Below are 11,802 nucleotides of genomic sequence, written 5' to 3'. Positions count from 1 at the left end.
CTTAATTTTAAAGACCACATGCATTCATTTAAAGAGTTAGCAGCGCAGTTTGAGCAACAGTTCGGCAAACGTCAGTTCCCGGAAACGCCATCTTCTTTATACGATCCGGCCCAGTATATCCTGAGTCTCGGCGGCAAACGCGTTCGCCCTGTTCTGGCATTGATGGGCAACGAACTGTTCGGGGAAATTCACCCGGATGCCTTCCTGGCAGGCAATGCCATCGAAGTATTCCACAACTTTACGCTGGTGCATGACGATATCATGGACAAGGCGCCGCTTCGCCGCGGCATGCCTACCGTGCATATCAAATATAACGAACCCACCGCTATCCTGGCCGGCGACGTGATGCTCATTCACGCCTACGATTATCTTAACAAGATTCAATCTAAACAGAAGCAGAAAATAATCGCCGTGTTCAACAAAGCCGCGACCGAAGTTTGTGAAGGCCAGCAGTTGGATATGGACATGGAAACTACTGCCCCCGACCAGGTAAATTATGCGCATTATGTAAACATGATTGCGCTCAAAACCTCCGTACTCCTGGCCGCCAGCCTGCAAATGGGCGCTATCATCGGCGGAGGTAGCGAAGGCAACCAGGGGCATATTTACGGTTTTGGGAAGAATGTGGGCATCGCTTTCCAGATACAGGACGACCTGCTCGACGCGTTCGGCAATCCGGATAAGGTGGGTAAACAACAGGGGGAGACATCCTTATCAATAAAAAAACATTTTTACTGCTTAAGGCCCTCGAACTATGTACACCGGCCCAACGCCAGCAGCTGGATAAACTGATGGACCTGAATGCGGATGACAATACCAAGGTGCCGCAGACGCTGGAACTGTTCCACGATTGTAAAGTGGACGAATGGGCTGAAAAGGAAAAACAACACTTCATGGAGGAGGCTTTCCGCCATCTTGAAGACATCGCCGTAATGAGCGGACGTAAAAACCGTTACAGGAGCTCGCAGAATTCCTGCTGACCCGCCAATACTAGTGTATTTACTTTATTATTATATTTGACGCCAGGCCCGAGTGCCCTATCAACAATATCAACATCATCAACCTGTAACTGAGTCCTAATGTCTAATTCGCTTTTCAGGAAAAAGTCGCTGACCAATATTTTACAAGATGCCAACGAAGGTGTGTCCGACAGCCACGGTTCACAAGGGCTGAGCAAGGTGCTCGGCGTGCGTGACCTTACGCTCATGGGTATCGCCGCCGTAATTGGCGCGGGTATCTTTTCTACGATTGGACAGGCTGCCTACGATGGCGGTCCCGGCGTAATATTCCTTTTCCTGATTACAGCGGTAACATGCGGCTTTACCGCGCTCTGTTATGCCGAATTCGCCTCCCGCGTGCCGGTGGCTGGCAGCGCTTATACTTATTCTTACGTAACGTTCGGTGAACTGACTGCCTGGATTATCGGCTGGGCACTGATTCTCGAATATTCGATCGGCAATATCGTAGTGGCCATTTCCTGGAGCAGTTATTTCAACAATGTATTGCAGGGCATGAATATTCACCTGCCCGCCTGGATGATCACCGATTTTAAAACGGCGCAACACGCGTACGATGCGGCAGTAGCGGCGGGACAAACTACCGAGGGCCTGGCCTGGACCACCGCCCCAATGTTGGGCAACTGGCATGTGGTGGTAAATGTGCCCGCATTCATTATCGTCATACTGATTACGATCCTGGCTTACATCGGTATTAAAGAAAGTAAACGCAGTGCCAACTTCATGGTTGGACTGAAAATAGTGATCCTCCTGGCCGTTATCGCGATCGGTGTTTTTATATCGATACCGGTAACTGGACGCCGTTCACCCCGAATGGCTTTTCCGGCATCATGAAGGGCGTGTCTGCTGTATTCTTTGCCTACATTGGTTTCGACGCTATTTCTACAACGGCCGAGGAATGTGGTAACCCACAACGCGATATGCCGCGCGGCATGATCTATTCCCTGGTTATCTGCACCATCATTTATATTATTGTTACGCTGGTGATCACCGGCATGGTGCATTACTCCGAGTTTGCGAACGTAAAAGATCCTTTGGCCTTCGTGTTCGATAAAATCAACATGAACAGGATTGGCTATATAATTTCCATCAGTGCCGTAATTGCCGCTACCAGTGTTATCCTGGTGTTCCAGATCGGGCAGCCGCGCATCTGGATGAGCATGAGCCGCGATGGCCTGTTGCCCAAACGTTTTGCTAAAGTGCATCCTAAATACCAAACACCATCGTTCAGCACCATCGTTACCGGCTTTATCGTGGCCGTGCCTTCGCTGTTCATCGAAAGCGGCATTGTAACCGATCTGACCAGTATCGGCACCCTGTTCGCCTTTGTATTGGTGTGCGGCGGTGTATTGCTTTTACCGAAACTCGAATCCAAAGAAGGGAAACGCTTTAATCTGCCTTATGTAAACGGTCGTTTTATTGTGCCGGTATTGCTGGCGGCTTTCACCTATTTCTTTCGGGATAAAATCGTCAACAACTTCGCTCACCTTACCCAGGATTCGCACCAGGAGATCCTTTTCATCATCTTCCCGGTCCTGGCGTATATCATTACCATTATGACCATTGTCCGCAACCTGTCCGTGATCCCGATCATGGGCATGCTTTGCTGCCTGTACCTTATGATAGAGATACCGGTAAAAAGCTGGTTCGTGTTTTTTGGATGGATGGGCTTCGGCCTGGTGATTTACTTCCTGTATGGCTTCAGAAACAGCCGTCTGGCGCGTCAGCAGGCACAGGCGTAATCCTGCAGCGGCGTTTATTGCGGATAATTTCGTAAATTAGGTTAAGCGCTCTTTGAACTTAAACTATATATTATGAACATGCTGCAACGAATTGACCGTTGGGGTCAGTCCCATCATCCACGTTGGATAGATGCTTTTCGCATGCTGCTGGGCCTGTTGCTCATCGCAAAAGGAATCCAGTTCATCGGTAATATAGATCAGCTGAACGCCACCATCCGGCAAAATCCGTTCTTCTCGGTAATGTCGATGTGGCTGGCGCATTACATCGTTTTTGCCCACCTTTGCGGCGGTATTCTCATTACGATGGGATTACTCACCCGCGTAGCTGTACTGGCTAACATCCCGGTATTGCTGGGCGCTCTTATCTTCATACAGTCCGCTACTCCATTATTTAATGTACACACCGACCTGTGGCTCACCCTGGTGGTGCTGGCCGCCCTTCTTTTCTTTATGGTAGAAGGCAGTGGCCCCATCTCCGTGGACCATTACATGGCCACCCATCCGGAAAAGAAGGCCGATACGGTTTGATGGAATGATGGCAGACTGCCGGTTAATTGTTAATTTGCGCGTCCGGATGCGAAGTGTCCTGACGCACAGGGCTATATTGCGCCGTACTTATTCAAATTGATAATTAACTTATGAAGTATTCTGTAGGCGATACCATCCTGATATTGCATTCCAAGGAGGAAGGAAAGGTTGTAGACATCATGAGCAATGATATGCTGATGGTGGAGGTGAAAGGCGTGACCTTCCCCGTATATTACGACCAGATCGACTTCCCTTATTTCCATCGCTTTACTGCACAAAAAGATATTTATGTGCCCAAACCGCTGCGCGGGGAGGAAATCAAAAAAGAGAAACCTTTTCCCGTTACCAGGGAAGAAACCGGCGTATTCCTGTCTATTTTACCCGTATGGATCACAGACGGCTACGATGAACGGGTTAGCATCCTTAAATACCACCTGCTCAACGAAACCGCACGTACTTACAACGTGCATTTCCAGATATTCCTGGGCAACCAGCTGCACCTGGAAATCAAAAACGAGGTGCATCCTTTCCAGCACTTTTACCTGGCAGACCTGCTGTTCGAACAACTGAACGATCAGCCGCGTTTCGAGTTTACCTTTTCCCTGAAACCTGCCGATCCCAAAATGGCCGCCAGCTTCAGTAAGGGCTGGAAGGTAAAGGCGAAACAGTTATTCCTGCAACTCAATGAGCTGAAGGTGAAAGAACAGGCTACCATCAGTTATCCCTTGTTCGAGCAATATCCGCTGCGTCAAGACAATGAGCCGATGGTAAGCGCTAAACACCGGCCACGGGAATTTCCGCCGTTAATTACCAGGCGGTAACCGGCAAAAAGGAGGAACCTAAGTACGAAGTAGACCTGCACATCGAAAAGCTCACCGCCGATTATAAAAGCATGAGCAACCTGGAAATACTGGCCATACAGCTGAATGAATTCCAGTACTGGCTTGATATTGCCATTGCCCATCACCAGCATTCCATGGTGGCGATCCATGGCGTTGGTAAAGGCAAGCTGCGCGAAGAGCTGCACGATATTCTTAAGGTAACGCCGGAGGTGAAGAGTTTCGTTAACCAGTACCACCCGCTGTATGGTTACGGCGCTACAGAGATTTATTTTAAATAGCTTATTTTTGCACCCTTAACTACAAACCGCGCTATCGTGTATCCCGCAAGGGTTGCAAGGAAAGTCCGGACAGCAAAGGGCAATGCACCACCTAACGGGTGGGGGCGCTGCAAGGCGTTCACAGATAGTGCCACAGAAAATGACCGCCTCGGAGCAATCGGAGGTAAGGGTGAAAAAGTGGGGTAAGAGCCCACGGCGGTGGCGGGCAACCGTCACCGGGGGTAAACCTTGCATGCTGAAATGCCATGTATACGGTCTATTAAGGGCGGCTCGTCCAATGACCGAGGGTAGGCAGATACAGGCGCCAGGTGACTGGCGTCGCAGATAAATGATAGCGGCTTTACGCAAGTGGAGTACAGAATCCGGCTTATAGGTTTGTAGTTTTATTTCATTAAAAGACCGTTCGCGGTCTTTTTTATTGGACATTAAAAAGCCGCGCTACTTCTACAGCAGCGCGGCTTTACTATAAATGCTAACTGATTAACCTTTCTTTACAGGCGCCACTTTCGACTTCTTTGCTTTCGGCTCTTTGTTCTCGCCTTTCGTTTTAGCAGCCAGTTTCAGTGCATCATACACATTCACCATGCCACCTGTTACGCTCAGGTCCGCAAAGCTCACTTCTTCGCCGCTGGTGCCAGGTTTGTTTACCATCTGCGACGTACCGGGAATTGGCGTGGCAGATTTCTGCAGGATCTGTTTCAGCTGACGTGCGCTCAGTTCGGGATAGTAGGAGAGTACCAACGCTGCCACACCTGCAACTACAGGGGAAGCCATGCTTGTACCACTCGCATTGCCGTATTTATTACCACCAGGAACGGTAGAGTAGATGTTTACACCCGGTGCGAACAGGTCTACTTCCTTTTTACCATAGTTGGAGAATACCGCAACTTTCTGTGCGCCTTTACCATTGCCCATTGCGCCAACAGTGATGACGTTGTTAGCCGTAGTGCCGTCTTTAAATGTATCGTTCGGGAAGTTGTCTACTTCATCATTATTAGCGCCGTCGTTACCTGCTGCGTGTACCAGCAGTACGCCTTTAGATTCCGCATATTTGATCGCGTCATCTACCCACTCCTTGTTTGGAGAAAAACCTTTACCAAAGCTCATGTTGATGATACGTGCGCCATTGTCTACCGCATAACGGATACCCAATGCCACATCCTTATCACGTTCATCGCCGTCAGGTACCACCTTTACAGCCATGATGCGTACGTTGTCTGCAACACCGTCCATTCCCACGCCATTGTCGCGCACCGCGCCAATAATGCCGGATACGTGCGTGCCGTGGAAAGAAAACTGGCCCATTACGTCGTTGTTGCCGTAGAAGCGGTCATTGATGTCGTTCAGGTTGTCGCCAACGATCAGTGTCCTTTTATCTACCGGGCGTTTCACGGCAGCTTCAGAGTTCTTCTTCAGCTCACCGATGTATTGCTCCAGCTCACCTTTGAAGTCGTTCAGCGATACGTTTTCCTCGCCAACCATGCTTTTAAACAGCCGGGTCATGAAGCTCTTCGCCATCTGCACATCATCGCTGTTGCTGCGGATGGTGTCCAGCTGCGCCAGGCTGATATCTTCTGTTTTCGTGTATTCTTTCAGGATGTCCTCGCTCTTCTTCAGGTTCTCCGGATCTTGAGCATGGTTTTGTATTGTGCTTTGTCTACCGGCGGCTTCTGCGTTTTCGCTTTCAGCTTTTCCCAGTACGCGTACTCCTTGGAGCTATGGTCCAGGGCGGAATCCGGGTTAATGTACTTGCTTTTCAGGCGGTAGTACTCGCGGGATGCTTCGTCGCTATCCTCTTTCACACTGCTGCCATCTTTAGCGCCCAAAAGTTCCAGCCGTAAACATCGTCTACGTAACCATTACCATCATCATCGATGCCATTACCGGGAATTTCTTTGGGGTTACGCCACAAAATGGCCTTGAGGTCTTCGTGCGTAGTGTCTACGCCGGAATCGATTACTGCTACCAGTACAGGTTTGCTCTTTTTGCCTTTCAATAGTTCGGCATACGCTTTCTGCGCGCCTACGCCATAAACACTGTCTTTGCTGTAATCCAGCAGCTGCCAGTTGCGCGGCACTGATGTGCCCTGTGCTTTTGTTTCGGTCGTAAATGCTGCGAGTACCACGGTTCCCGTCACTAATGTCAACTCTCTAAAAAAATTCATGTGTAACAATTTGTCCTATAAGATTACAATTTGAGTACCGTAATTGGTTAAAAAAACGCCAATTCATTATCTCCACGCACAAAGGGTGAAAGGTAAACTTTCTTATCCTGTTGTCATAACTTAAAATGATGTACGGCCATTTATCATTATGCGCAAACAGGACCGGTATCGTCATTCTACATTTACGTAAACAGCCGCTAAATGCGTTGCTAAGAGTAAGTTAAAATGGATAAACCGTGTCGGGCAGACAATTATTTTGGCTTTTTTCCGCCATTATGATGCTCAAAACGTCAACAAGCAAATTTCCTGAATTTCTCAACAACCGCTTTGCAGTTTAACATTTCTTTAGCGGAAAGCCGCGCTGATAGCGGATTATACTGAACTTTTCAATCTGGTGTTAAATCATTGCAGTGGGTGCATATAGCGGTATAAATGGCAAATATGGGGGATGATGGGTTGGGAGTAGCACGAAAGTTGAATATGAATTGTCGGAAAAAAGTTTAATATTTATACCCAGAGAGGATGCGACCTAGCATTCTTTCTCATAAGCATGGTTTCCGTTTAACGAAATAGCGGGGTTTCAACCCCGCTACTTTATGCAGATATCTTCTCTAACGCATTACAAATCAAACTTAATCCCCTGTGCCAGCGGCAATTTCGACGAATAGTTGATCGTGTTTGTTTGCCTGCGCATGTACGCTTTCCAGGCATCCGATCCGCTTTCGCGGCCACCGCCGGTTTCCTTCTCGCCGCCGAAGGCGCCACCGATCTCCGCACCCGAGGTGCCAATGTTTACATTTGCTATACCGCAATCTGACCCGGCTGCCGATAAAAACTGTTCCGCTTCCCGCAGGTTCAGTGTCATGATAGCCGACGACAGCCCCTGCGGAACGCCGTTCTGTAAAGCGATCGCCTCTTCGGTGCTACTATATTTCATGATATATAATATCGGTGCGAAAGTTTCATGCTGCACAATGGCGTAGTGGTTTTCTACCTCTGCGATACAGGGCTTCACATAACAGCCGCTTTCGTAGCCCGCGCCGCTCAGCACGCCGCCTTCCACGATAAACCGGCCACCTTCTGCTGTCACTTTTTCAATAGCATCGAGATATGCTTTCACGGCATCAGTATCGATCAGCGGGCCCACGTGGTTGTGCTGGTCCAGCGGATTGCCGATGCGCAGTTGCCCGTAAGCCTTTACCAGTTTGGCTTTAAAAGCGTCATACACCTTCTCATGGATGATGAGCCTCCGCGTGCTGGTGCACCGTTGTCCCGCCGTACCTACCGCACCAAATACGCAGCCGATAAGCGACATGTCGAGGTCTGCATGTTCCGATATGATAATGGCATTGTTACCGCCAAGTTCCAGCAAAGCCCTGCCCAAACGGGCGCCTACGGCTGCGCCTACACTCTTGCCCATGCGGGTAGAGCCCGTAGCCGATACCAGTGGTACGCGGGTGTCGTTTGCCAGCCACTCACCGGTATCGCGGCCGCCCACTACCGGGCAGCTCACACCTTCCGGCACATTGTTGGCCACAAATACTTCGCTGATAATCTGCTGGCAGGCTATCGCCGTCAAAGGTGTTTTCTCAGACGGTTTCCATATGCATACATCGCCACAAACCCATGCCAGCATGGAATTCCAGCTCCATACCGCTACCGGGAAGTTGAAGGCGCTGATAATGCCGGTAATGCCCAGTGGATGCCACTGCTCGTACATCCGGTGACCCGGGCGTTCGGAATGCATGGTCAATCCATGTAACTGGCGGCTCAGTCCCACCGCAAAGTCACAGATGTCGATCATCTCCTGTACTTCACCCCAGCCTTCCTGCAGGCTTTTACCCATTTCATAACTCACCAGGCGGCCAAGAGCATCCTTCTTTTCGCGTAACGCCATGCCGATCTGCCGAACGATTTCGCCACGGGCGGGAGCGGGGAGGCTGCGCCAATACAGGAATGCTTCCTGCGCTATGGTGATTACCGCGTCGTAATCCGCGCGGGAGGCGGAAGTGACGGTCGTAAGGGTGGCGCCGTCTACCGGCGAGGTTGCCGTGATGGCTGCACCGCCGCCCGGAAGCCAGTCTTTACCCGTAGAAACGCCACTATGTTGCTTGTCAATGTGAAATGTCTTCAGTACGTCGATCATATGCGCTGGAATTAAAGGCCCAAACTTAAGATTAATCTGCGGATCGGGAAAATGACTAACTTGGAAGCCATGGAATGGATCAAACAACCCTGGCCCTGGTACATAGCAGGACCACTCATCGGGCTTATTGTGCCGGCTCTGCTGCTGATCGGTAACAAGGCCTTCGGCATTTCGTCTGCGCTGCGCCACATCTGTGCCGCCTGTATTCCCGCGAACATCGAATTCTTTAAATATGACTGGCGCAAGGAAAGCTGGAACCTTTTTTCGTCGGGGGCATCACCATCGGCGCCTTCCTTACGGTCACGTTTCTCAGCAATAACGAACCTGTTGCGCTCAATCCCGCAACCATTAAACAGTTGCAGGCGCTCGGCGTTACGCGCTTCGACGAACTGCTGCCGGAAGATATTTTCAACTGGCGTAACGTTACTACACCGGTTGGACTGGTCTTCTTTGTACTCGGCGGGTTCCTGGTTGGGTTCGGCACCAGGTATGCCGGCGGTTGCACGTCCGGACATGCCATCATGGGACTCAGTACGTTGCAGTGGCCGTCGCTCGTGGCTACCTGTTGTTTTATGGCGGGTGGTTTCGCGGTAACGCACCTGGCACTTCCTTACCTCTTAAAGCTGTTATAGCATGAAAAACATTAAATACCTGGTCCTCGGCGCTTTGTTCGGCCTGATCCTGATTAAAGCAGAGGTAATGTCGTGGTTCCGGATTCAGGAAATGTTCCGGTTACAGTCGTTTCATATGTTCGGGGTAATCGGTTGCGCGGTAGTTACCGGTATGATCGCCGTTTGGCTGATCCGTCGCTACAACATTAAAACCATCGCGGGCGAGGAAGTGGTTATCCCGGTAAAAGTGTTCACGAAAGGCAACATCTTCGGCGGACTCCTGTTCGGATGCGGATGGGCTATTACCGGCGCCTGCCCCGGACCTTTGTTTGCCCAGGTAGGCGCCGGCTTCACCGTAGTATTAGTTACCCTGGCCAGCGCCATCTTGGGCACGTGGACGTACGGGTTGCTGAAAAACAAATTGCCGCACTAGAAGTTCTCCGTAGCGCCGACAGGGAGCAGGCGAAGGCGCAGACCAGCGGCTTCGAACTGTTGCGTTACCTTCCCGTGGTCGATCTTAATGAGACCAAACGTGTCGTAATGTACACCCAACACTTCTTTCACATCCAACCATTTAGCCAGCTCTATCACGTCGTCGGCGCCCATCGTCAGCAGGTCGCCGATGGGGGCTACCAGAAGTCCAGTTTACCGAACCGTTTGATCAGCTGCATTTCCAGGCTTAACGCGGCATCGCCGGTGTAGTAAAAGCTGCCTTCAGGTGTCTGGAATACAAATCCGCTGGCCACGCCACCATAGCTCCCGTCCGGGAAGCTGCTCGAGTGATGCGCCGGCACACAACGCACCGTACCAAATTCAAACCCCCACTTACCGCCCGGGTTCATCGGCTGCGTATTGCTGATGCCGCCTTTATTAAACCAGGAATGGATCTCCCAGTTACCTACCACCTTGGCGTTAGTGCGCAGGGCAATATTTACCGCATCGTTGATGTGGTCAAAGTGTGCATGCGACACAAAGATGTAATCGGCCGGCACCTCGTTCACATTAATGTGTTTCGCAAGCTCGTTAGGTGTAATAAACGGATCGAACAGGATGTTTTTGCCCCCACATTTACAGAAAAACAGGAGTGCCCGTAATAGGTAACCTTCATAAGTTCATGATTTTGTGCGGTTAAGTTACGTAATAAACCCTTTCGCCCTTTGTTATTTCTATCGCAATAGTTGACCTGGCACAGGAATTTTACCCGATCGCACTGCACTCTTTTGTATACCCTTCGACGAGCTTTTAAGCATCCTTCGTTTATAATAGGTTTATCCTTCGTACATACAAGGTTGGAACTAGGTTCGTGAACCTAGCTCGAACCTAGGTTGAACCTAGGTTGAACCTAGGATGAACCTAGGATGTATAAAAGATCCCCGAGTGATAATCGTCCTGAAATGGGTTTACAGTAATACTTCGGAATTTAAATCAGCCAATAAACAAAAAGTCCCGCCAACCGGCAGGACCTTATTAATATTCAACATGTTAGACTACGCTACTTACTCGTTTGCGCCGCATAAGTACTCTCAAATATCTTATCGGCATTGTTCGCCTCAAAACCCTCGCGGCGGTGTGCCCTTTTCACCTCATGAGCGGGCAGGTCTTTAAACTGCGGCAATATTCTCCGCTCCGCAAACTCTACATAAGAGCCCGCGATCGCTGCTTTTTCGCCACCTGCAAATTCGGCCTCGATCATGCGTGCAACGGTGGAGCTTTGGGAAAGTCCGCCGTCAGGGCTCGTCTTGATCTTACCCCCGAATCGTTCAGTTTAAAGCCGTGCTTTTCGAGAAAAATATTGAAATCTGCCACCGTGTTATAGCCAGGCTTCAGGTTATGTACGCTGACCGTAAAATGGTTTAAATAGTAGCGGTTATAGATCACCCAGGCGGCATATTCACTTTCTGCGGCCAGCTCTTTGTAGTCGGCAAGAGTAGGTGTGCGCCACAGGGCGCTATGGAGAAACTGGTCCACGGCGGCGCCATTGTCCAGGTCCAGTTGTTAACCGGGTCGGAGGGCACCTCGTCGGTGTAGCTGCGGATGATTTCCTGGGCGCGGGGGCTCAGGTCTTTTACCCTGAGTTCACTCACAAAGATGCGTGGATACCTTTCTTCCGGGGGCATACCAGTAGGCGTCCAGTTTCTTTTCGGAGAATAAATAATAATCCCTTTTCGTGTAGCCGTAATGGAGAAATATCTTTTCCAGGGACTGTATACCCAGCTGCGGCACGCCCATCGTCCGGAATGCAATATGGTCGTTTTCAATTTCTTCGCCGTTGCTGATAACATGGTCTTTTACCATCGCGTCTATTACGCCGGCCACATCGGGCACGCGGGTTTTGTAGCGCGACATCAGTCCTTCTAAAACAATATCAAGTGTCGACATATAACGTGTTGCTGTTTAGGCGAATTTACAGTATTTCCTTCAAAGCAAAAGCCGCGATGAAATCATGTTCATCGCGGCTTTTAGCGGGCTTTACGA

At 50.1% G+C, this 11,802-nt stretch carries 18 protein-coding genes, 1 other RNA gene and 1 pseudogene; 10 read left to right on the top strand and 10 right to left on the bottom strand.

Annotated elements, in window-relative coordinates; genetic code table 11:
- Positions 1–18 precede the first annotated feature (18 nt).
- From MKQ70_RS09940 to rnpB, 8 genes and pseudogenes are all read left to right on the top strand, one after another.
- Positions 19–792 carry a polyprenyl synthetase family protein gene (locus MKQ70_RS09940; protein WP_248070346.1) on the top strand — a complete coding sequence of 258 codons (774 nt, stop codon included), beginning with the start codon at positions 19–21 and terminating at the stop codon, positions 790–792.
- Positions 792–980 (top strand): hypothetical protein, encoded by a 189-nt coding sequence (locus MKQ70_RS09935; RefSeq protein ID WP_308198984.1) that lies wholly within the window; start codon positions 792–794, stop codon positions 978–980. Before MKQ70_RS09940 ends, MKQ70_RS09935 begins: the two co-directional genes overlap by 1 nt.
- Positions 981–1,241: 261 nt before the next feature.
- A pseudogene (locus MKQ70_RS09930) lies at positions 1,242–2,416 on the top strand (amino acid permease); the annotation flags it as partial.
- A gap of 156 nt (positions 2,417–2,572) precedes the next feature.
- Positions 2,573–2,758 (top strand): amino acid permease C-terminal domain-containing protein, encoded by a 186-nt coding sequence (locus MKQ70_RS09925; RefSeq protein WP_308199441.1) that lies wholly within the window; start codon positions 2,573–2,575, stop codon positions 2,756–2,758.
- A gap of 78 nt (positions 2,759–2,836) precedes the next feature.
- The gene (locus MKQ70_RS09920; protein ID WP_248070344.1) at positions 2,837–3,286 is read left to right on the top strand and encodes a DoxX family protein; all 450 of its coding nucleotides are present in this window, start codon (positions 2,837–2,839) and stop codon (positions 3,284–3,286) included.
- A 110-nt stretch (positions 3,287–3,396) separates the two neighbouring features.
- Positions 3,397–4,107: a hypothetical protein gene (locus MKQ70_RS09915; RefSeq protein ID WP_248070343.1), complete on the top strand. Its 711-nt coding sequence runs from the start codon at positions 3,397–3,399 to the stop codon at positions 4,105–4,107.
- Positions 4,108–4,178: 71 nt separating this feature from the next.
- Positions 4,179–4,406 (top strand): Smr/MutS family protein, encoded by a 228-nt coding sequence (locus MKQ70_RS09910; protein ID WP_248070341.1) that lies wholly within the window; start codon positions 4,179–4,181, stop codon positions 4,404–4,406.
- An 18-nt stretch (positions 4,407–4,424) separates the two neighbouring features.
- Positions 4,425–4,792, top strand: an RNA gene (gene rnpB / locus MKQ70_RS09905) — RNase P RNA component class A.
- A gap of 94 nt (positions 4,793–4,886) precedes the next feature.
- On the opposite strand, the gene MKQ70_RS09900 is transcribed toward rnpB, so the two are convergent.
- The 4 genes from MKQ70_RS09900 to amaB form a co-directional block, all read right to left on the bottom strand.
- Positions 4,887–5,924, bottom strand: coding sequence for a S8 family serine peptidase (locus tag MKQ70_RS09900; protein WP_248081223.1), 1,038 nt, complete (start codon positions 5,922–5,924; stop codon positions 4,887–4,889).
- A gap of 95 nt (positions 5,925–6,019) precedes the next feature.
- On the bottom strand, positions 6,020–6,208 hold the full coding sequence (locus MKQ70_RS09895; protein ID WP_248070339.1) for a hypothetical protein: 189 nt from the start codon (positions 6,206–6,208) through the stop codon (positions 6,020–6,022).
- The gene (locus MKQ70_RS09890; RefSeq protein WP_248070337.1) at positions 6,205–6,570 is read right to left on the bottom strand and encodes a S8/S53 family peptidase; all 366 of its coding nucleotides are present in this window, start codon (positions 6,568–6,570) and stop codon (positions 6,205–6,207) included. Before MKQ70_RS09890 ends, MKQ70_RS09895 begins: the two co-directional genes overlap by 4 nt.
- A 619-nt stretch (positions 6,571–7,189) precedes the next feature.
- Positions 7,190–8,716, bottom strand: coding sequence for an L-piperidine-6-carboxylate dehydrogenase (gene amaB, locus MKQ70_RS09885; protein ID WP_248070336.1), 1,527 nt, complete (start codon positions 8,714–8,716; stop codon positions 7,190–7,192).
- Positions 8,717–9,072: 356 nt separating this feature from the next.
- Between amaB and MKQ70_RS41125 the strand changes: the two genes are divergently transcribed.
- Together MKQ70_RS41125 and MKQ70_RS09875 are read left to right on the top strand one after the other, a co-directional pair.
- Positions 9,073–9,348: a YeeE/YedE family protein gene (locus MKQ70_RS41125; protein WP_308198982.1), complete on the top strand. Its 276-nt coding sequence runs from the start codon at positions 9,073–9,075 to the stop codon at positions 9,346–9,348.
- A gap of 1 nt (position 9,349) precedes the next feature.
- Entirely contained in the window at positions 9,350–9,760 is a 411-nt protein-coding gene (locus MKQ70_RS09875) for a DUF6691 family protein (RefSeq protein ID WP_248070334.1), read from the top strand.
- Here the strand turns inward: MKQ70_RS09875 and MKQ70_RS09870 are convergent.
- The 6 genes from MKQ70_RS09870 to MKQ70_RS42105 all read right to left on the bottom strand — a co-directional run bounded on the left by MKQ70_RS09870 (position 9,757) and on the right by MKQ70_RS42105 (position 11,706).
- Complete coding sequence (locus tag MKQ70_RS09870) at positions 9,757–9,933, bottom strand: MBL fold metallo-hydrolase (RefSeq protein ID WP_248070332.1); 177 nt, start codon at positions 9,931–9,933, stop codon at positions 9,757–9,759. The two genes, MKQ70_RS09875 and MKQ70_RS09870, sit on opposite strands and share 4 nt — an antisense overlap.
- Before the next feature lie 23 nt (positions 9,934–9,956).
- Complete coding sequence (locus tag MKQ70_RS09865; RefSeq protein ID WP_248081220.1) at positions 9,957–10,361, bottom strand: MBL fold metallo-hydrolase; 405 nt, start codon at positions 10,359–10,361, stop codon at positions 9,957–9,959.
- Positions 10,362–10,819: 458 nt separating this feature from the next.
- Positions 10,820–11,020 (bottom strand): 2-oxoadipate dioxygenase/decarboxylase family protein, encoded by a 201-nt coding sequence (locus MKQ70_RS38140; protein WP_282456334.1) that lies wholly within the window; start codon positions 11,018–11,020, stop codon positions 10,820–10,822.
- Positions 11,017–11,295, bottom strand: a complete 279-nt coding sequence (locus MKQ70_RS38135; RefSeq protein WP_308198981.1) for a 2-oxoadipate dioxygenase/decarboxylase family protein — start codon at positions 11,293–11,295, stop codon at positions 11,017–11,019. Before MKQ70_RS38135 ends, MKQ70_RS38140 begins: the two co-directional genes overlap by 4 nt.
- Positions 11,202–11,411, bottom strand: coding sequence for a hypothetical protein (locus MKQ70_RS42110; RefSeq protein WP_372490176.1), 210 nt, complete (start codon positions 11,409–11,411; stop codon positions 11,202–11,204). The genes MKQ70_RS38135 and MKQ70_RS42110 overlap by 94 nt, the downstream gene beginning before the upstream one ends.
- Complete coding sequence (locus MKQ70_RS42105) at positions 11,404–11,706, bottom strand: 2-oxoadipate dioxygenase/decarboxylase family protein (protein WP_372489950.1); 303 nt, start codon at positions 11,704–11,706, stop codon at positions 11,404–11,406. The genes MKQ70_RS42110 and MKQ70_RS42105 overlap by 8 nt, the downstream gene beginning before the upstream one ends.
- Between the last annotated feature and the right edge of the window lie 96 nt (positions 11,707–11,802).

The sequence above is a fragment of the Chitinophaga sedimenti genome, from assembly GCF_023156195.1.
Lineage (GTDB): Bacteria > Bacteroidota > Bacteroidia > Chitinophagales > Chitinophagaceae > Chitinophaga > Chitinophaga sedimenti.
This window is presented reverse-complemented; position numbering and strand designations above follow the sequence as displayed.